The 20751-nt window shown below is 54.8% G+C and carries 18 protein-coding genes; 5 read left to right on the top strand and 13 right to left on the bottom strand.

The window, feature by feature from the left end; genetic code table 11:
- Window positions 1–631: 631 nt before the first annotated feature.
- The 8 genes from Pla52o_RS15790 to Pla52o_RS15825 form a co-directional block, all read right to left on the bottom strand.
- Window positions 632–1003: a hypothetical protein gene (locus Pla52o_RS15790; RefSeq protein ID WP_146595545.1), complete on the bottom strand. Its 372-nt coding sequence runs from the start codon at window positions 1001–1003 to the stop codon at window positions 632–634.
- Between the two features lie 235 nt (window positions 1004–1238).
- Window positions 1239–1535, bottom strand: a complete 297-nt coding sequence (locus Pla52o_RS15795; protein WP_146595546.1) for a hypothetical protein — start codon at window positions 1533–1535, stop codon at window positions 1239–1241.
- A 169-nt stretch (window positions 1536–1704) separates the two neighbouring features.
- Complete coding sequence (locus Pla52o_RS15800) at window positions 1705–2307, bottom strand: CbrC family protein (RefSeq protein WP_146595547.1); 603 nt, start codon at window positions 2305–2307, stop codon at window positions 1705–1707.
- 158 nt (window positions 2308–2465) lie between these two features.
- A complete protein-coding gene (locus tag Pla52o_RS15805) occupies window positions 2466–2699 on the bottom strand; it encodes a hypothetical protein (RefSeq protein WP_146595548.1) in 234 nt (77 codons plus the stop codon).
- Window positions 2700–2860: 161 nt separating this feature from the next.
- A complete protein-coding gene (locus Pla52o_RS15810; protein ID WP_146595549.1) occupies window positions 2861–3241 on the bottom strand; it encodes a hypothetical protein in 381 nt (126 codons plus the stop codon).
- A 271-nt stretch (window positions 3242–3512) separates the two neighbouring features.
- The gene (locus Pla52o_RS15815) at window positions 3513–4895 is read right to left on the bottom strand and encodes a tyrosine-type recombinase/integrase (RefSeq protein WP_197169271.1); all 1383 of its coding nucleotides are present in this window, start codon (window positions 4893–4895) and stop codon (window positions 3513–3515) included.
- 594 nt (window positions 4896–5489) lie between these two features.
- Window positions 5490–6674, bottom strand: a complete 1185-nt coding sequence (locus tag Pla52o_RS26950) for a hypothetical protein (protein WP_197169272.1) — start codon at window positions 6672–6674, stop codon at window positions 5490–5492.
- 247 nt (window positions 6675–6921) lie between these two features.
- Window positions 6922–10539, bottom strand: a complete 3618-nt coding sequence (locus tag Pla52o_RS15825) for an efflux RND transporter permease subunit (protein WP_146595551.1) — start codon at window positions 10537–10539, stop codon at window positions 6922–6924.
- A 101-nt stretch (window positions 10540–10640) separates the two neighbouring features.
- Between Pla52o_RS15825 and Pla52o_RS15830 the strand changes: the two genes are divergently transcribed.
- Window positions 10641–11015, top strand: a complete 375-nt coding sequence (locus tag Pla52o_RS15830; protein WP_146595552.1) for a four helix bundle protein — start codon at window positions 10641–10643, stop codon at window positions 11013–11015.
- A 44-nt stretch (window positions 11016–11059) separates the two neighbouring features.
- On the opposite strand, the gene Pla52o_RS15835 is transcribed toward Pla52o_RS15830, so the two are convergent.
- Together Pla52o_RS15835 and Pla52o_RS15840 are read right to left on the bottom strand one after the other, a co-directional pair.
- Complete coding sequence (locus Pla52o_RS15835; protein ID WP_390620887.1) at window positions 11060–13177, bottom strand: efflux RND transporter periplasmic adaptor subunit; 2118 nt, start codon at window positions 13175–13177, stop codon at window positions 11060–11062.
- A 210-nt stretch (window positions 13178–13387) separates the two neighbouring features.
- The gene (locus tag Pla52o_RS15840; protein ID WP_146595554.1) at window positions 13388–13990 is read right to left on the bottom strand and encodes a hypothetical protein; all 603 of its coding nucleotides are present in this window, start codon (window positions 13988–13990) and stop codon (window positions 13388–13390) included.
- 261 nt (window positions 13991–14251) lie between these two features.
- Here Pla52o_RS15840 and Pla52o_RS15845 point away from each other — a divergent pair, with 261 nt between their 5' ends.
- Entirely contained in the window at window positions 14252–15739 is a 1488-nt protein-coding gene (locus Pla52o_RS15845) for a TolC family protein (RefSeq protein ID WP_315852955.1), read from the top strand.
- 116 nt (window positions 15740–15855) lie between these two features.
- Window positions 15856–17244: a hypothetical protein gene (locus Pla52o_RS15850; protein ID WP_146595556.1), complete on the top strand. Its 1389-nt coding sequence runs from the start codon at window positions 15856–15858 to the stop codon at window positions 17242–17244.
- Between the two features lie 6 nt (window positions 17245–17250).
- On the opposite strand, the gene Pla52o_RS15855 is transcribed toward Pla52o_RS15850, so the two are convergent.
- The gene (locus Pla52o_RS15855) at window positions 17251–17946 is read right to left on the bottom strand and encodes a hypothetical protein (RefSeq protein WP_146595557.1); all 696 of its coding nucleotides are present in this window, start codon (window positions 17944–17946) and stop codon (window positions 17251–17253) included.
- A gap of 67 nt (window positions 17947–18013) precedes the next feature.
- Window positions 18014–18565, bottom strand: coding sequence for an RNA polymerase sigma factor (locus tag Pla52o_RS15860; RefSeq protein ID WP_146595558.1), 552 nt, complete (start codon window positions 18563–18565; stop codon window positions 18014–18016).
- Between the two features lie 280 nt (window positions 18566–18845).
- On the opposite strand from Pla52o_RS15860, the gene Pla52o_RS15865 reads away from it, so the two are divergent.
- Both Pla52o_RS15865 and Pla52o_RS15870 read left to right on the top strand, forming a co-directional pair.
- Window positions 18846–19313 carry a hypothetical protein gene (locus Pla52o_RS15865; RefSeq protein WP_146595559.1) on the top strand — a complete coding sequence of 156 codons (468 nt, stop codon included), beginning with the start codon at window positions 18846–18848 and terminating at the stop codon, window positions 19311–19313.
- 133 nt (window positions 19314–19446) lie between these two features.
- Window positions 19447–19896, top strand: a complete 450-nt coding sequence (locus Pla52o_RS15870) for a DUF305 domain-containing protein (RefSeq protein WP_231612393.1) — start codon at window positions 19447–19449, stop codon at window positions 19894–19896.
- Window positions 19897–20166: 270 nt separating this feature from the next.
- Here the strand turns inward: Pla52o_RS15870 and Pla52o_RS15875 are convergent, their stop codons facing one another.
- The gene (locus Pla52o_RS15875) at window positions 20167–20685 is read right to left on the bottom strand and encodes a hypothetical protein (protein ID WP_197169273.1); all 519 of its coding nucleotides are present in this window, start codon (window positions 20683–20685) and stop codon (window positions 20167–20169) included.
- Between the last annotated feature and the right edge of the window lie 66 nt (window positions 20686–20751).

Consider the following 20751-nt stretch of genomic DNA (forward strand, 5'->3'; position numbering starts at 1 on the left):
GAGAATCATACAACCACAGTCCGCGTCAAATGAAGTGGGAAGGCGTTTGTGGCATGGATGCCGCAACTCAGCGGCCAGACCATGTTGGCGGACGCCGTGCGACCAAGAACGCCAAGCCCGCGAGTGGTGGAAGTACGAAAACGAAAAGCAGAAACGGGTTGAATGCAAGAGAAAGCCGCGGCGCTGCAAAGATTGCCGTTTGAACAAGCACTGCCAGAGCGATTGTCAGCCAGTAATCGCGCAACGTTGTGGACGAGTTGGAAAACGTCGCAACGAAGCAAAGCGGGAGGGCGAAGAGAACCGTAGTGACGACAGCGACAACCAGCCAGATGTTGAGGCTGAATTCAAAAACGGACCAACGCGTCGGAAACTTTCCGCTTGGGTTTGAGAGGTGCCAGGCCCAAAGGTACGAAAGGAATACACCGGCGACGATCGAAGCGACGAGAAACGCAAGGCCCAGTTTTTGACGCGAGGATGACGGTTTCATGGAACGCCTGCGTCCGCCAACGGAAGGTTTTTACGACACCGCCCTAAACGAAGCGAGCGAGTGTGAACTACGAGAGATTGTACCAATGCCAGCCCGCGTTCCCAAACAAGGAAGGTGTGCCGAAGGCCTAGCGTAAAAACCATGTTAGGCGGATCTTGACTTCCGGACAGCGTCGCTATACCAATCCGGCGGATTGAGTTGCGAATCAAACCAGCCCCAATCAACGAGCGTCTCAACAAAGGCGTCACGCTCATACGGAACGTACACATCTGGATTGATGAGAGAGTAAAAGTAGCCGTCTTGCAGCAAGGATTCGCCGAGCTGACCGCTACCAATCTGGTTGGAGAAGACGTCTACCACCGTACCGTGCGGCCGCCCAAATCGCTTAACCAGTGCCGGGAATTCCAGTCGTGGATATTCGGGGCGAGTCAGCGAATAAGGCGCAACCACCTCAATGCCGAGATCGACGGCGGCATCGCGCCATGCAGCAGCCAGAAGAGCAACGACATCGGTCATTCTCGGTACGCCTAACGGAAGGTTTTTACGACACCCGTCCCTGCGGAACCGAAAGATGTCGAATCACCGAACATTGTACCAACGGTTCGCCGCTTGAACCAAGAGCGAGGGTGTTCCGCTGTCTCCATCGGAGTAAAGCGTAGCCGAAGCGGTGGACGTTCATGGCCGAGCGATTCTCCAATGGAGAGCGGCCAAGCGTAAAAACCATGTTGACCGACGCTGAATCGCCAGAAATCTAACCACCGGAAAATAGCCCTATGCACCACCGGAGCAGCAGAACGAGTTGTAGCAACAGCAGAGCCAGTGATGTCGTGAATGGCAACATGAACGGAATGCCCATACAAATGCTGCCATCCGGAACGAAGAGCCAATCGTACAACAACGTGAAAGCCATGATCGCGAAGATTGCGCCCCACCACGCGACGGTGAAGTGCAGGATCCAAGGCGCGGCAACGCCAAACGCAATCAACGACCAGTGAAGAGTCGAAACCCAGAGTGGATCGCGATAGTCATGATCGTCAGCGGTTGCCATTGTGGAAAGCCTGCGTCGGCCAACGGGAGGTTTTTACGTCACCGCCGTAAACGAAGCGAGCGACTTTGAACAAGTGAAATTGTACCAACGTGAACGCTCGTTGCCTAAGAGCGAAGGTGATCCCGAAGGGACTAGCGTAAAAACCATGTTGTGTGCCACTGGAGCGGGTTCAATCGCAATCTTCGTGATAACGAAACCCGCCACACGAAACGCATTGAAACACGTAGAAGGTCAGCGGGCCAAAGTCAGTGTCGCCAATCGCATCCCAGTCAGGCAACCGAAACCAATTCGCGATAGCATCCGCGGGCGATTCGGAATCAGGAAGCGCGCCTGCAGGCAAAGTACCGAGGAAAGCACACGGTCGGTTGCAGCAGAATTGCCAACGTTCCCCTTGCCATGAGTAGTAATCAGGCGTCCGAATGATCTCGAACAAATGTTGAGAGTCGATCCGGACGTGATACCACGTTTCGTCAGGGAAGTTCGGATCAACGGGTTGCGGAATGAGTTCGTAGTTGCCCAGAACGGGCGGATTGCCGAGTGGAAGCCCGTGAGTGCGACCCAACCTAGCATCCTCTACGCGTACCATCCCGAGTTCGGTGTCGATAGCATTGTCGACCTTGCCGCCGCGAAAACACTGGTAGCAAGCGTCGCAGAATCGGATCGTCGCGGGCGTACCGCAGACGCTACAAGTACCAGCGGGATCGGTTCTGGCATGGGCGACCGGAGCCTTGAACAACGGGAACGGCATGCCGAGGTCGTCAAACGTTTCCATGAATGATTTACTTGTGGCACACAACGGAAGGTTTTTACGACACCGCCCTGAACGAAGCGGACAATGCCTGAACTACGAAAGAATGTACCAGTGCCAGCCCGCGTGACCAACCAAGGAAGGTGTGCCGCAGGCCTAGCGTAAAAACCATGTTGTGCGGCCTACGGCTTGGAATCGCCGAAAGCCTCGATGTCGTGCGATTCGGCGTCGGGAAACCAATGACGGTGGAAATCCTGAGCGACCTGTCGATCAGAGAAAACGTTCTTGAAGTGCCAACCGTCCCGGACGCCGTATCCGACCGAGCGCACCAACGCAGTTGTTGGCACGTTGTCGCGCAACCAAAGCGAGAATGCTTCGGCGTCATCAGTTCGGACGTCGATGCGGTAGATTGCCATTGGTTTCGTGATTAGTAGGCCGCACAACGGAAGGTTTTTACGACACCGCCATAAACGAAGCGAGCGATGTATGAGCTAAGAAAATTGTACCAATGCCAGCCCGCGTGACCAACCAAGGAAGGTGTGCCGAAGGCCTAGCGTAAAAACCATGTTGTCCGACCCTACGCTGCGAATTCGGCCAACGCGCGTTCGAGTGCCTTGATTACGCGTTCTCGCTTGCCGGTTTTCTGCAGGTATTGAGGAACGCGTTCGTACCAACGTTGCGTCACGTCATGTTCGCCCCACGTGGGCATCCGAGTGCTTGGATGGATTTTGTCGCGGTAGAACTCGAGCGCGACTTGGATTTGAGCAACCGACCAGAACTCAAAGGTGAACCCGCAAACACGCACGAAGTACGCAACGCCGGGGTCGAGTGTGGGATGGCCAGACGGTTCTGGTGGAGGCGCAGCGTAAGGCGAGTCCACGAAGCCGCCGCCCATTGGGTGGCCACCGTGAAAATGGTTGGCAGGGGCCGAACGTTCGCCTTTCCAGATTTTGGCCATCAGAGTTTGCTGGGTTGGACAACGTAGTTATGTACGACGATGTGTCGTACTTTATGGGGGTGAGGCTCCACGGCGGAGGCTCGCTAAACGAGATTGCTGATTTTAATCGCTTTTTACTCTCGGGGGACAGATCGTTGCTGCAAAATTTTTCGGTTTGTCGTATGCGTTTTGTGTTCGGGGGCGGCAAATGTGCGAACGCTTAGCGACGCGTCTGGCGGAATCGACGGGTTTTGACTGAAGCTTATTCCGGATGACGCCCCGTTGCGGTGGGTTACACCGGCTGGCGCCTGGGGAATTTTAGGTAGCGGCAGGTGATTTGTGTTTGCAACATTTTGAAAAACTCGGCGGTGGCGAATCGCTCTTGCTGTTCTCGCGTGAGCCAGCGGAGTGAGTCGCTCCACTGCTCTTCGGGCGGAATCGATAGCGTCACAAATCCTGGCCGCTCCATCGTCGCGGTGATGCCGGTGAAATAGATCGGACGATCTCCGTTTTGCACGCCGATCGTCACTCGGCTCGATAACAAATCGCCTGCCGCGTCGTATTCGGGTTTGAAATGCAATCGCAAAAAACCGGCTCGCTTGGCATCGCGTGTTTTGATTGGCCTTGCAGGGATCGCGGAATCGACGGAGGCGGTGGGATCAACGCTGGCGGCCGAATCGATTTGATCCAGCGGGCTGGGCAGCATGCCTTCGCCTGGGCGAGCGATGTGCACGTAGATCGTCGTCGTTTCCAGATTGACATGTCCGAGGGCTTTTTGGATACGGCGAATGTCGCAGCCATTTTCATAGCTGTGCGTGGCAAAGCAGTGACGTAGTGTGTGCGGCGTGGCGTGTTTTTTGATCTCCGCAATTTTCACCGCTCGAGCCATGATCCGCTCGGCCGTCCGCGGCGAAAGATATCGTCCTCGTTTTTCGCCCGGAAAAACATACTCCGCCGCGTCGTGCTGCTCGCCGAGATTTTTCAGCAGCGGCCGGTAGCTGTTGGGCAATGTGACCGATCGATCGGTGCATCCCTTGCCTTGCCAAACGCTGATCACTCCGCGATCAAAATCGATGTCGCGATACCGCAGTCGCACCACTTCACTGACCCGCATTCCGGTTGCGTACATCAACCCCAAGCAAAGTTTGTCTCGCAGAGAGGGTGTCGCTTGCAGCAGCCGCTGGATCTCGGCCGTACTGAGGATCACTGGTTTGCGTTTTGGTTTTCGGGGCGTGGCGATCCCGAGCGTGATCTCGCGAAAACACATTTTGTCGAATACCGTGCGAATGACCGATAAGTGCCCCGAAACGGTGGAGGAGTCGAGGCCCGCATCCACCAAGTATTCGAGGTAATCACGAACGTGCTCGCGGGTGATCGCGTGCGGTGCGTTGCCAAACCAACGTAAAAATGATTTCAGATTGCTACGGTAATTCGATTGCGTGTTGAAGGTAAAGAAGTTGATTTTTAGTTCACGCCGGATGATTCGCATAAACTCGGCCGCGGTGGGACGAATGGAATCGAGATCGATCACGGCTAGCCGGCTCGACAAAAAGTCCTCGATCGCTTCGCGAGGCGCGTAGCGGCCGCGGGGCTGCGTGTACAGTCGGCCATCGCGGTAGACGCCCAGCCAACGCGTCGACAAAGGACTTGTGCCGCTGTGAGAAGAAGTGTTCATTGCCTGGGTGCCCCGCATCCAATGAGAAGAAGATGAGTCGCGTAGATCCGCCTTAATGAACGCGGATCGAAACGCAAAAGCGGGGAACCAGCCTACCACAATTTATGGGTGTTGCCTAAACGAATTGGCTTTACAAGCATTGCAAAGGTGGTTACATGTTGCCGCACGTTTCAATTGGGCTGGTCTCGAACGCTGGCATGGGCGCCGGCTGAAGCCTGGATTTTAGCGGGATGAGTAAAATGCAATGGTAGGTCGCGGAGTTTTAAACGCAGAAACGCTGAGGGCGCAGAGAAGTAGCGGGGGGGGGTAAGAAGCATTTGCTCTGCGCTCTCAGCGACTCTGCGTTTAGTCTTATCCGCGTCTAGTGCGGACTGCTGCGGGTGAATGAACGCTATCGGCTTGGAAAGCCGAGCGGCTTGCACTGACACCTTCTATGGACCTGGGCCGATGCGGAAAAGGCAGGGGCGGCGTGCGTGTCATCATGGCCAAAGCCACGAATCCAACGGACACCACCCCCGCGAGACCAGAAGGGGAGTTGGGAGACAAGGAAACATTGGTTCACCTCAACCTCCACCGCTCTTACTCCCAACGTGATTAACGTAGTGCAGGTGCTTCAACGCCTTGTGACTTCAGAATCGCCAAATACTTTGCCGGATCGGCAGCGATCTTTTTCGCACAGCCTGGGCAGCAGATGTAGATCGCTTTGCCAGCCGCATTGACCTTGAACGGGCCGCCCATTGCATCGAGCGGTTCGTCCATTACCGGGCATTGCTTTTGTGCGGCAATGTAAGGTGCATCCGCCGGGCTGACTTTGAACACACCCTCACGCACCTGTTCCCCTTGGGCGGGAACGCTCGCTGTGGCATGCTTTCCGGCAGTCGTCGATTCCTCCGCAGGCGCCGAGTCGCCGTAGACCATGGCCAGATATTTGGCTGGCTCTGCTTTGATCTTTTTGACACATCCCTTGCAACACAAGAAAATAGGTTTGTCCCCAATCGTCACTTTGACCGGCTGTCCCATGCTGCCGAGCGGCTCATCCATGACAGGGCACGTGGCCTGCTTTGCCACCAAGGCAGCGTCCGCAGCGGTGGCGCTGGCGACGGTGATTTCCGGGCGTCCGGCTGCATATTTCGCAGGATTCGATTTCACCGCGTTGACGCATCCGGCGCAACAGACATAGACCGTTTGTCCGTTGATATCGACGCCAATGGGATCGCCCATGCTGCCCAGTGGTTTGCCAGAAACAAGACAAATCTTTTGTCGCGCAATCGCCGCGGCGGCAAGCTGGGTTTCGCTGGCCGGGACCGTCGCCACTTCTTTAAAGACAACGGCTTGGCCACTCGTGGACGGCACGCCGACCAATTGAACATCGATCTCGATTTGTCGTCCTGCGATTGCCGACAAGTTCACTGCTGACGACAAACCGCCTTTGCCGTCGGGAAGCAGATCGTAGCGATAACGTTTTGCGTTTCCTTCGACGCGAAGGGACGCCGCCCCTCGGCCTTGCTCTATCGCAACAGGCGTTCCGGCGCGGTCATACACGAACAATTGGATCCCGCCTTGAGAAACCACGGTCTCCAGTTGCACCCCGCCGGTTTGTCGCAACGATCCTCCATGAGGTCCTTGCACCGGTTGCTCGGCAGTCGCCACGGCCGATGAACCGTGGGCGGCATGACTATGTCCAGCGTGGTTTTCAAGGTTTTGTGCGTTGACCGACAGCGATCCCGTCGCAAAGGCACCGGCAACCAAAGTCAGTGCAAAATGTAAATTGCGTTTCATCCTTGTTCTCTCTCTTAAAATTGGGGGGAATCTTTCGACAGGGTTTCCATTCCAATGGTGTCCGTCACCGATTGGATGCTTGATCACGAGAATCCTTCACGAAGAAGGTGTTTTTTTCGGAGGTAGATGTAAGGGAAATGATTCATTGACCAATAAATCTCGGCTTGCGGCGTTGGCGTTAAACGAGGTTCGATGTCGCGGTGCGGCGCGAACCGCCCAGTGTTTTGCGAACGTTTTTTTCATGCCACTAAACATGAGCATCACTCGCTGCTAAGTGCTTCGGTTCTGTCATCGCGGTGGAATCCTCAACGTTGTCGTCGCTACGCTGCCACAACGTGTCGTTGAATCCCAATCGCATTTTCATTTCCAAATAGCCGCTGTAGAGCGTCGGCACGATGAAGGAGGTAAACGGTTCGGCTAACATCCCGCCGAACACGGGAATCGCCATCGCACGGGCGACGTCGGCTCCACGTCCCGTGGCAATCAAGACCGGAATTAGCGCCGCCAACGTCGTTACGGTCGTCATCATGCAAGGTCGAATGCGTTTCAATCCTGCCTCGTACACCGTGTTGCGAATGTCTTCGACCGATTCGATTTTTCGTTTCCGTAGCAATTGGTGAATGTAGGTCGCCATCACGACTCCATCGTCGACGGCCAAACCGAATAACGCGATGAAGCCGACCCAAACCGCGGTGTTCAATTCCACATTCATCCATCCCACCAAAACCATTCCGCCAGCAAACGCCACGGGAATTCCGGTAAAGACCGCCATCGCAATCGGCAGGTTACGGAACTCCATGTAGATCAGCATCAGGTTGATCAAAATCACCAGCGGAATGATCCACATCAATCGCTGGTTGGCTTCGATTTGATTGCGAAAACTCCCCACGGCTTCGAGCGAATAGCCTGGTGGCAGCGACAGATGATTCGGATGTTGTGGGGGCAGTGCCTGAGCTTCAAGCAATTGTTTTTCAATGGCCGATACCGACTCTAAATCGCCCGCCGCGCCGTTGGCCATAAACGACACGTGTGCCACTAAGCGAGCGTTCTCGCTATTGATTGCACCAGGGCCCCAGGTGGTCTCCAGCGTCGCCAGTTCCTCCAACGGTACCACCGCACCGCTGTCGGTAACGACTGGCAATCGACTCAATTGATCGATGTGTTCTCGCAGGTCTCGGTCATAACGCAGTCGAACGGGGTAGCGTTCACGTCCCTCGACCGTCTTGATCAAATTCATGCCGCCCAGTGCGGTTTCGATGACTTCGTTGACCTTCGAGGCACTCATCCCATACCGCGACGCCGCTTCGCGATTGACCGAAAATTCGACATACGGTTTCCCTAGCACGATGTCGGGGTTTACCGTCCCTGCATTGATATACGGAGACTGCTTTAGCGTTGCGGCGACAGCCATCGCGGCATCGGCGAGCGTTTGTAAATCATCGCCATACACGCGAATCGCCATCGGAGCTTTGATGCCGCTTTGCAGCATCACCACTCGGCCTTCGATCGGTTGCAGCGCCGAGGCTGGCGTCACCCCAGGCAAGGTGGCGACGCGATTGATTTCGTCCCAAACGTCACGCGCCGTCACTCCCTCGCGCCACTCGCTTTCGGGCTTCAACATCACATAGGTTTCCACCATCGCGGCGGGCGCTGGATCGAGTGCCGATTCAACGCGTCCGATCTTCCCGAGCACATCTTTGACCTCGGGGATCTGGCCGATCAGTACGTCTTGTGTCTGCAACACCTGCATCGCCTGTGAAAAACTGGCGGCCGGATAAAGCGTCGGCATGTAGAACCAACTGCCTTCGTCCAGTGCGATCCAATCATCACTGCGTAATCCCGTGAAGATATGTTTTGCATCGACGTAGCCCGGAAATTCGTTCAGATCGGCACCGAACCAACTGGCGACCTTTTCGACCGGCCGCATGACCGTGGGCATGCCGACATAGGCTCCAGCGCCCAACACCAACAAGATCGCAGGAAACGACAACGCGATGACTTTGTTGTTCAGGGCGTAACGTAAGCGGGCAGCATAGATCCAGCGGACAAATCGGCTCGACGGGATCTCTTCGATCGGACGAATCCGCTCACGCAACAGTTGCCACCCCAGTACAAACCCCAATACGGCTGTCGCTGCGGATACGGCCCAGACGGGAATCGCCAACCACTCGGCAAGACGACTTCCCCATAGAAAATGAGCCGCCGTCGCGAGCAGAATTGCCAGCGCGATGCCGGCAACCAGCGCGGTTCGCTTTTGATAGTTGGCACTGCGAAGCAACAAGCGACTAAGTGCAGGCACAATCGTTACCGCGGTGATCATCGCCGCCGCGATCGCAAACGTTTTGGTATAAGCGAGCGGTGAGAACAACTTGAAGTCGCGTCCGGTCAAAAAGAAGACAGGCAGAAAACTAACGATCGTCGTCGCCACCGCAGTCACCACGGCGGGAGCCACCTCGATCGTCGCCTCGTAGACGACGTCGCTTCGCGATTTCAGAGGGGGAGAGGAAAGTGAGGAGTGAGGAGAGGTCAGTGAGGAGACGGGCAGTTCCCTCTCTTCACTCCTCACTCCCTGCTCCTCACTGCTTTTTTCCCACTCCGCCAAATGCTGATAAATATTCTCCGAGACGATGATCCCCATATCGACCATCGTACCGATTGCAATCGCAATCCCCGCCAATGACATGATATTGGCTTCAACCCCGACGACGTGCATAGCGATGAACGACATCAAAACCGCGGCGGGCAAACTGATCGCAACGACAAAGCTGCTGCGAATGTGCAATAGGAACAGCAGGATGATCACGGCGGTAATCAGAATCTCGTCGCGCAGTGCGTGCGTCAGCGTGGCCATCGTTTCGTCGATAAGGCTGCTGCGGTCATAGACGCCCTGGATCGTGACACCACCGAGTGCCGGCTGGATCGCCGCGATTTTTTCTTTGATCCGATCGAGCACCGCACGCGGGTTTTCGCCGTACCGCATCACCACAACGCCACCGACCGCTTCGGCGCCGTTGTAGTCCAGGGCACCCCGTCGAAAATCAGGCCCGAGTTGGACGCGTGCGACGTCCCTCAAGTGCACCGGCACGCCATCACGCTGCAGAATCACCGTCTGTTCCAAGTCGATGATCGCTTGATTTTTATCGCCGTCGCTGCCCAAGAATCCTTTGCCCCGGACTATGAATTCCATCCCCGTGGTCTCGACCGTCTTCGCGCCGACGTCCAAGTTCGATCCTTTGATCGCCATCGCAACCGCATCGAGTGTGATGTTGTGGAAGCGCAGTTTGTCGGGATCGACTTCGATCTGGTACTGGCGAACGTAACCGCCGATCGAGGCCACCTCGCTGACCCCTTCGACCGCTTGCAATTCAAATTTGACAACGAAGTCTTGCAGACTGCGAAGCTCCGCCAACCCCATTCCGCCCTCGGGCGGCTGAAGGACGTAGTAGTAGATCTGTCCAAGCCCCGTTGCATCGGGACCGAGCTGTGGAACCACGCCGTCGGGTAATTGCGACGCGGCGCTACCGAGCTGTTCGGAGACACGACTGCGTGCCCAATAGAAGTCGATCTCGTCCTTGAACGTGACTTGCACAAAGCTGTACCCAAACATGCTTTTGCCACGCACTGATTCGGCACCCGGCACGGCCAGCAGTGACACGCTGAGCGGATACGTGACTTGGTCTTCGATGTCTTTGGGCGACCGACCTGGCCACGGCGTCAACACGATGACTTGGTTCTCGCCCACGTTCGGGATCGCATCGATCGGAATGGCTTGATAAGCAAACCATCCGCCGACCGACAGACAGATCGTCATCAGCACCACGAGCCAAGGCTCACGAACGCAGAAACGAATCAGCAGGTTAAGCATTTGATAGGATCAGTGAGGAGTGAGGAGTGAGGAGAACGGAGCGGAAAGAAAAGGTATCATGAGGTCGAATTTCCAGTTTCGCGTATTAGGAAGTTACAATCATGAGCATTATTAAAAGCCATCGAGATTTGTTGGTGTATCAAAAATCCTTTGCTGCAGCTTGCGAGGTGTTCCAGACAACGAAGCAATTTCCTCGAGAGGAAATATTCTCGTTGACAGACCAAGTCCGCCGGTCTTCTCGAAGTGTTTCTGCGAATCTTGCGGAAGCGTGGAGAAAGCGTCGGTACGAAAAACATTTCCTCAGCACAATGAACATTGCCGAAGGCGAGGCCGCTGAAACTCAAACTTGGATCGACTTTGCAGTGGCTCATGAATACATCGACTCCAATGTGGGCAACGAACTGAACGAACGATACGAAGAGGTGCTACGAATGCTTGTTGCCATGATTAACCATCCCGAAAAGTGGACCCTGTAAACCAACTCCTCACTCCTCACTCCTCACTCCTCACTCCTCACTCCTCACTCCTCACTCCCCCCCAAAGACTCCTCACTCGCCTTCCCGAGGGCTAAATCACGGACGACTTCGCCGCAGTGCAACATCTCGCTGCCCCAGTACGGGTTGACTAACTCACCGCCCGGCTGCATCCAATCGCCCCCGTCGCCGAGCACCATCGGACAGTAATAATGCGTCAGCTTGGTTGCCGTTTGCGGCCCGCGTGCGATCGCCGCAGCACGCAGCATCGCGTGACTGACCCCTCGAAACGCTTCACGTGCGGTCTCGATCGATCCGTCCATTCGTCCTGCGCTGCGTCTTGCCGACGCCAACTCTTTCTGTACGCGGTCGGGAACATCGCCCAACAATTCCAATTGCGAAAGATTTTCGAGCAATGTGTTCAGCGCCACAGGCGACGGCGTCATGTCGGCAGCCAACGCACTTTGGATCTCAAAGTAGGCTTGATAGGCTTGGTCAAACCGTTTCCCACTCTCGTTGGCCAACATCAGCGGTTCCGCTTGCGGCAACGCCATCGGACCGGGTGCGTAACGCGGTGCCCGACTGGGGTCCATCAGCGATGGATTGCCGGCGAGTTGCATCTGTGAATCGATCAAGAAATTCCCACCCGTCGCCACGGTTTCGCCCGCCGCCAAGCCTTCGACGATTACAGCTTCATCGCGATTCATCGCACCGAGCGTCACCCGCCGAATCTCAAAACGGCCTGGTTCCGTTTCGACATACAACACGCTGTTGCTGCCGGCCAACAGCACGGCATCGCGGGGCACCGTTACCACCTCTTGCTGCGCAAGCGGCGTCGGGGAAAATCCCAGTGTCGAAGTGGACACCAAGTCCATCCCACACAACGGACACTCACCAGCGTTATCGCGGATCACTTGCGGATGCATCGGGCTGATGAACTTGCCCGCGAGTGCCGGGTCGTAAACCAAGTCGGTGGCCACTGTGGGAACGGTAATGCGTGCGGTCGCGTAGTCGCCTGGACGAAGTTTGCCATCAAAATTCAAGATCTCAACTCGCACGCGAACGGTGCGAGTTCGCGTGTTGACCGTTGGATCAATAAATGCCACACGACCGGTAAAAACCTCGCCAGGTCGCGACTGAATCTCGGCTTCGACTTGCTGGCCAAACCGAACCACCGAAGCATCGTCGGGAAACAGATCTAACATCAACCACACCGACGATAAGTCCGCGATACGATAAATCTTTTGACCTGTTTTGACGTAGTCACCTTCGACGGCAGATTTTTCGATCACGGTGCCGGTTTGAGGCGACTTGATGCGAATGCGTGACTGCGGTTTTCCACTCTTGCGAAGCGTTTCAATTTGTGATGGAGTCATCCCAAGTTCGGTAAGATTCTCGCGAGCCATCTCGTTCAAATTGGCATCGTTGGTACTGAATCGTCCTACCGAACCACCGTCGATGCTGGTGATGAATTCGGTCTGTGCCGAATAGAGTTGAGGACTGTAGATCAGTGCCAAATCGTCATCTTTTTTGACACGAACGCCAGCGTAATTGGCGTACATTTTCTCCAATCGGCCATCGACGTAGGCCGAGATGGTCGCCAGTTTGCTTTCGTCATAATCAATCGCACCGATCGTGCGAATCACGCGATTGACATTGCCCATTTGGGACGTCGCGGTTTGGATACCCACCAACCGACGCGCCGCCGCTTCGATCGTGACCGATTTCCCATCTCCGCCGCCACCGCCAACCGCCTCGACCAGTTCCATGGCACAAACCGGACACTTCCCGGGTTCGGTCGATGGCGGAGTGCACATCATCGGACAGATGTAACGCTTGTTGGCGTCGCCCTCACTGGCCTGCGAAACCTCACTTTGCGTCGCTCCGAAAAAACCATCGGGTGTGATCCATCGAGACCGTTGGGCGACCCCAATCATCACCAACAACAGCGCGCCGACGACCAACACAGCCGCTGCCTTTGCACCGATCCGAACCACCCATTTCCATCCGCTGCGATCCTCGTCCAACGCTTTGGGGATCGATACATCGCCAGCAATGTTTTCAGGTTCTTCCGCTGGACTCGATGAAGAATCGGGGGCCGATGAAAGAACAGGTTCGTTCGTCAAGGGCGTGCTGGAGTCGTTAGGTTTTGGTTTACCGGTCATCATATATTCCGTTGCGGATTTCGTAACCACTGTCAAACGGGATCGAAATGGGTCGATAGAGATGGGGGTTGCGCAAACAGGTCATCGCATGGAAGACGAGTCAGGAAAGCAACAACGCGACATCATCACGCAGCACTTCTAAAGAATGCACCAACGCGAAAATCAACAGAAGAAGAGAGTTGCGATGAACGCGCAACTCAAGCGCAGACGCTAGATACGCCAAATACAGAGCACACGCTGAGAAAAGTGCTCCGCCGGTACATCGACGCCAACTAGCTCACCCTCGGGGCGAACGCTCGAGAGCGCAGCTTCGGCGTCAACGACACGAACAAAGTAACTGAGAACATCAAAGTCCCGCAGCTCGTTGATCGGAGGACGCGGACTCGAATCACTCAGCGGTGGCGAGGTCACACCACACAGACACGCGGAAAGATTGCGGGCGTCTGCTTTGTGACTTTCTGTGATCGCTTGCTCAGCAAGCAAAACTTTGTTCGCTGATTTGGCCGACGGCGACGTCGCGATGGACGGGGATGTCACCGCCGCAGCATCATCGTGATCGCAGCTTGATGTTTTCTGATCCGTTGGGGCAGTTTCAGTCGCAGCCGTTTCATCCGCGGCAGTGTTACTGGCACAGCAGCAACCACACTGCGTCGCTGCTATCGCGACTTCGCAACATCCACACCCTTGGCACATCAAGCTCGCAGCGGATTTCGTAGGGCAAGATGCTTCGGCCAGACATAACGCCATCGGCTGGATCATCGTTGCGACGATCAGCGAAAGAATGACGGCGATATGACTTAAGCGGAAGATCACTACTGAAACGCTCCGATGAATATACCCATGACCGGTATACGCATTGTATCGGTCATTTGCCCGATTGGTTCAAGGGGAATTTACGGACTGGGCAAGTTTTACAGTGGCATTATAGCTACACCAAATCAAAAAGTGACGCTTTTCATCGCGGGAACTGGCATGCAAACGCTTCAACCAATCCGAAAAAAACGCCTGTTACTGTTAGCCATCCTAGTAGCTTCCGCCGGGGGGTGCACATCAGCCCGCAACCGTACCGCTCCCTTGGCAAACGCGTCCGTTTTACCGGTTTGCGGACCTGTGGATGCGGTCGCAGCGGAAAAAAACACGGGAATCGCCACCGCGAATGACCCCGAATCCCCCATTCGCCCGGTCCGTTACGACGATGCCGCAGTCTTTGCTGCGATGAATTTGACGCTGCTGGACGAAGCCGAGGGCAACCTCGATGCAGACGATCAAGATGCGAACCAGGCAAACCAATCGCCGCAGCTGAATCCGGCCACCCCTCCGCCGCAGCCAAATGAACCATCGTCCAGCCAACAGGAAACGGCGTCCTCCGGCGGCCAACCGGTCGAATACTTTGTTGGCATCGCGTTGGCGGGACATCCAAGAATCCAAGCCGCCCGACATCGCGTTGCCGCGGCAACCAACGTGATCCCGCAGGCCAACGCACTGCCGGACCCGATGTTCAACAACACCTTTTGGCCACTGCATGACCAAGCCCTGCAAACCGCGGGCGGACGGGTCGCGCATCAAATGTCACTTTCCCAAGGCGTCCCCTGGCCTGAAAAGTTGCGCAGTAAAGCAGCGATCGCCAGCCGCGAGGTCCAAATCGCTCAAGCGGAGGTGGACCGCATCGAACGCGAGATTACCGAATCGGTACGCATCGCCTACTACGAACTCTGGTACGCGACCCGAGCAATCCAAATCGTCGATGAGACAACCGAACTGGTGGATGACTTAACGAAGGTGGCCGAGGCGCGCTATCGCAGTGGCGGGGCGCAGCAAGACGTACTGCGAGCGCAATTGGAATCGGATCGACTCGAAGATCAACGCATTCAGCTGACCCAACAAAAACAGATGGCGCAAGCCGATCTCGCGGCGTTGTTACAGCAACCGGTGTCGATGACCCCAGAAACCAGTAAAGAACTAGAGCTTTCCGATGCCTCTCGCCAACTGGATCAATTGATCGCATCGGCGGAAACGTGCAGCCCTGAACTGCAAGGCTTGGCGTGGGAAATCCAGCGTGATCGCGAACGACAACGACTGGCGTGTTTACAAAAGTATCCGGACTTGCAAGTCGGCGTGAATTTGTCGATCCTCAGCGACGATGACAACGTGCTCAGTGGTGTTGCCAACGGTCACGACAACCTTAGCTTCACCGTCGGCACGACGCTGCCGATCTGGCGAGACAAGATCAATGCGGGCATTCGCGAAGCGGCCCATCGCACCAACAGCACCACCAATCGCATGGAAGCCGAACGTGACTCGTTGTACGGCCGGTTGCGACGTTTACTCGCCCAAGCCGACTCGTTGGTCCAACAGCGACAATTGTACGAAGAACGGATCATTCCCCGCACTGAAAAAACGTTGCAGCTATCCGTGGCCGATTACCGCGGCAAACGCACCGACTTCTTTAGCTTGATTGAAACCTACCGCGAACTGTTGATGTTCGAAACCCAGCTCGCCCGATTCGACGCCAGTTTGGCGACGACGATCGCCAAGATCGACCGCACCGTCGGATGCCCTTAATCTAGCTAAAAAACCAATAAATCAGAGGGGAAAACTTTTTTTCAATTTTCTGATGAGAATTCTTTTGAGTGTTCTCTCTTAGAGTATACGAAACACTCATAAAGAGGAAAAATGAAATGAAAGAAGCAATATGGTTACGATTTCAAGGCAGCCAGGCGGAGTCGATTCAGCAGGCAATTGAGAATCGAGGCGAATTCACAGCGACGGTTGCTAGGTCGGAAGTGAAACCAAAGAAGCACCAAGTGTGCCTTGTCTCACTGCAGTACTCGGAAATGTATCAGATCGGTGACGTCCCCGATTTCAGTGTCGATTACGTTGGGATTTCTCGATCAGGTTCGCTGGTGGCAACCGACGAGAAGCGGATCAAGGTTAGCAATCTGATCTCAGCCGGTCGGATCGACGTTCAATCGTTAGTTGACAAAATGCCTAAACGGCATGGCTGCCGAATCCCCTTGGGCTTCGGCGCCCCAATTCGTTTGCCACCCAAGCTGACTGAAGAACTCTTGGGAGCCATCCAGGGTGAATCTCAAACGGTCCGGTCGGGTATGCCAGGGATTCGTTCACGCCTCGCCGAAATGGGACGCATCGAACTGAATCCCGAGGGCGGACTTGAAGTCTTTGAACGGGATGCGGTCATCACGTCACTCGAAACTTTCGGTGGCACGAACTTCCGAAAAGCAATTTTACAAGGCACGCAACCAGCTACCGCAACAACGCCGAGTTTTCTTAATCGTTTGTCTCACTACGATGTCCGAGAAGACACGCAGATCAACTTCGATGCAGTCACTTTCCCTGGATTCAAGGTTTCCCACGCAGAAATATTCGGAGCCGTCCAGGTGGTTAATTCGACCGGGCAACAACTTACAATCTTAAACTGCAATCGTCAGCCCCTCGAACACACCTTGGGCGTCGATCTGATTTACTACAGCCATAATTTTCGATCGTTTGTTTTGGTTCAGTACAAACGACTCGTAGCTGAAAGTGGTGGCAAAGCGGTCTATCGGCCCGACTCCGATCGCAACTACGCCGTTGAGTTAGAAAAGATGAACAAGGCGACCGAGGACTTGGGCCGATTGCCATCGACGATTAGAAGCGTGAATGACTACCGGCTTGGATCAGACGCCTTCTTCTTCAAATTTTGCGAAGCCCGTCAGAAAAGTTCTTTGGACGCTGGGATGGTTTCAGGCATGTACATTCCGCTGGGTATTTGGAATCAATTTGCCGGTTCAGATCAAGCAAGAGGACCACGTGGCGGTCTGCGTATTGACTGGGATAACCACCCACGTTCTTTTAACAACAGCCGGTTCTGCCAACTGCTAAAGGAAGGTTGGATTGGCTCATCAGCCGAGCAGACGGAGCGTTTGGATGAAATCATCGAAGGAACGCTGGCCGCTCGGCGCATGCTGATCTTGGCGACCACGTCGCCCGGCGAAAGTCGTAGTGATCAATTGCGTGACGACTACGGTCGGTTCACCGATGCAGACGATCCGCTTGGCGAAAGGTAGTTTGATTCATGGTGTTAGTTCATAGGTCGGCTTCATATCCAGAGCCGACCACGAACTATACATAGAGTACTCCGGCATAGTGAAGTCGATGGGTAGGGTCGTGATAGTTCCAAACTGAAACTGCACCGTCTTCCCGTCTGTGCTGCAGGTGTATTTCTGCTCGACACGATGCTGACGGCCACGGGAATCACGACAGCGAATAAACGCGGTGCCCTTAATCATCCGCTCTGGTTTTTCGCTATTATTCAAGGCATCCGGGATGAAGAAGAAGTTAGTTTGCTGCTCAGGAAGCATGTGCATTGGCGACGTCGGAAAGAGTTTTTTGTCATTCCCTTCGTAGCTGACCTCAACGTGCAACGCTGGACCGGCTCCATAGTTTGTAAGAGTTGGAATGGGCGTATGGTCGATCACGACGCCGTCTTTTCGAACCAAATCAAACCGGCGTCCTTTCACGTCCGTAGCCTCAACCGGAAATGCGAATGTCACACGATCGAACGCCACGAATGGCTGCATCCGCAAATCGCGTTCTGCCTCAAATTGCTGTTGCTGTTGTCGCATTTGATCGACCGCCAAGTCGCGTTGCTCTGCAGCGTGATTCGCTCCAAGTACCAATGCGACGACCGCAACGATAGAGGCGACTACCGCGGCGATCCCCGAAATCGCTGACCAATTCATCTCACGGCTCTTCTTTTTGTCTGTCATTGTTCTCCTTTGTGTATTTCTAGCAACAGCTTCTTGGCACGAGATTAAGTGCAACAGGGCGCGCCAATCATTGAGGTGTGTCAATTAACTTCCGCAACTCGCGCCGCGCTCGATTGAGCCGCGATCCCACGGTTCCCTCGGGGATGCCGAGTGCCAGCGATATTTCTTGGTAGGACAATCCGCTTTCTTCCTTTAGCGTGAAGATGGCTCGCAACTCTGGATCGATCGCCTCAAGTGCTTGCCGGACGATGACCGCGCGTTCGCTCTGTTCCAGTCGATCGGCGGGTTGAATCGTGGGTTCGACGAGCAATTCCTTCGTCCGCCGATGCTTCTCGCGGCGCAAATGCTGCAACGCCTCGTTAGTGGCTAATCGATACAGCCATGTCTCGAACTTGGCTTTACCATCGAATTGGCTGAGTTTTCCAAACGCTTGAACAAAGGTTTGCTGCGTTAGATCCTCAGCGTCTTGCCGTCCTACCATCCGCACCATCAAACGGAAGACGCGATGGGACGTTTGTTCGTAGAGATTGCGACGCGCAGCCCGAGCGCCCGACGCAGCGGCACGGACCGTTGCGTCGTCGATCGATTGGATCGGACTGGGGTCGACTGGATTCTCCATCCGCCAAATTGTAGCGATACCCGGCGGGGGTACCAGACGCTCTTGCCGGCCCCCCCGGCGTTTAGGCGATCAACGGTCTTGTAGAGACTTGCTGCGACGCTCGCGAACTTCAACGCGGAAGCATGCTGGAACGAAAGATGTTCACGACCACGCTGACCACGCCCTCAACGAGTAAACGCGAATACACGGCTCATCGCGGCACGCGACTTGCCCTTCTCTTACTTGTTCGTACTGCGTCGGGCGGTACTGATTTCCAATAACGCTTTTTAGGAGAAACAACATGAAAGGCCATCATAACAAACCACGCAATCCGCTCGCACTTGGAGTCGCTGGAGTGGCACTTGCGTCGCTTGTTGCCTTTTCAATTCAGTCGATGACATTTGCACAAACAACGGGCGAGAGCAACAAAGAGATGTCGTCCAAGTCGATGTGTCCGATGATGACCGGCTTAACAGGAATCAAGCTGACCGCTGACAGTCCACCGTTGCTGATGGCACGAGCGGACGAACTCAATTTGACGGAGCAGCAGAAGCAGCAGTTGAAGCGGATCGCCGAAGAAGCTCAGAGCAAGGCGACAAAAGTGTTGACATCCGAGCAGCGTTCGATTCTTGGCGATTCTCCTGATAAACCGATGTCAATGATGGAAATCGCGATGATGCGGTCCCAAAAAATGCACGGCGAAACGTCAGGCGAGATGTGTCCAATGTGCAAAAAGAATATGGACGAAATGATGAAACACAAAAAGTAAAAGGCCTTATTCATCTCGTTCCCAATAGAGCTTCCCGCCAAACGAGTGAGCATCGCCATGCGCACGGTCGTTGTGCCCCTCGCTCGTTTGCGATCTGGAATTGCGTCGAACCTCGAACACAGGAAACAGTACCGTGACCCAGTACCGTATTTTTGCCGCCATGATCGCGACATCCACGGTCGTGATGCTCTTGTTGATGTACTTGAATACTTATGCGATCGATCACATTTATTGGAGCGAAACCCGCTTTTACATGGCACTAATGATGGGGGCGACCATGGCGACAATCATGCTGGCGTTCATGCTTGGCATGTACAAAAGCAAGAAGAAAAATATCGCCATCTTTGCCACAAGCTTCGTTGTCTTCGCTGCGGCGTTGTATTTGGTTCGAAGCCAACAGACCGTTCAAGACGTTTCTTGGATGAAAGCGATGATTCCTCACCACTCGATTGCCATCCTAACCAGCGAGCGAGCGGAGATTAGCGACCCGCGAGTCCGTGAATTAGCGGATGCGATCATCGCGACTCAAAAGAAAGAGATCGCTGAGATGAAAACGCTAATCGCTGACTTAGAGAACAAGTAAACGACAACGCGTCACGTCGTAGCAATCGCGGCATTCAACCTGCGAGCGTTTCAACCTGCGGGCGCTATCGAATCCATTTCCCAATCGTGCTCGATTGTGAATATCACCTCCGTCGCAAACTTGGCCGATCCCCTTGGCCCCAGCCAAATCGATATCGCGAGTGGAACAAAAAGCGAAGACCCGAGTCAAGATTCGGCTACGGCAACCATGACCGCAGCCGACGTAAACGCGTGCCTCCCCTCGCCGGACGAGATTTCAACTTTCAATCCCTTAGTGATCGTGAGCTTCCTCTTTGAAATCACCCGAGTACGGGGTGCCTTCGATCACACCGGTCATCGTCCCTTCGTACTCTTGGACCACCCCAAGTTTTTCATGCGTGCCGATGAAGCGTGACGCTTTGCCCTCGGGGTCATTGTCTTGCGGAGTCGCTTTAAGGGTGACTACCATTTCGGGATCAACGATACTTAGCTCGATCGATTCGGCATCGATCGGTGCTGGTGTCTTTTCATCGCCTCCGAGCACATAGACGGTCGCTTCGGTCTTGTCGTGATCAACCGTGAATTCAACGTGATACTTTCCCCCGCCCCAATCAGCAACGACGCCGTCATGGGGACCAGCACCGTGTCCATGTCCAGCGACGCTGTGATCGTGGGCTTCACCATCGGCATGATCGTGACCATGTTCGTCGGCAGTTTCGGCTGGAGGCGTTGGAATGGGCGCGGTTTCCTGTTTGCAGCCCACGAAGCCCAAGAGTGAAATCGTAAGCGTTAGAAACATGAAAACTTTCATCAGAATTTTCCTTCATCAATTTGCGATTGTTGATTTTTGATTGGAGATTGAAAGGCAACCATCAAG

Source organism: Novipirellula galeiformis, from assembly GCF_007860095.1.
GTDB classification, from domain to species: domain Bacteria; phylum Planctomycetota; class Planctomycetia; order Pirellulales; family Pirellulaceae; genus Novipirellula; species Novipirellula galeiformis.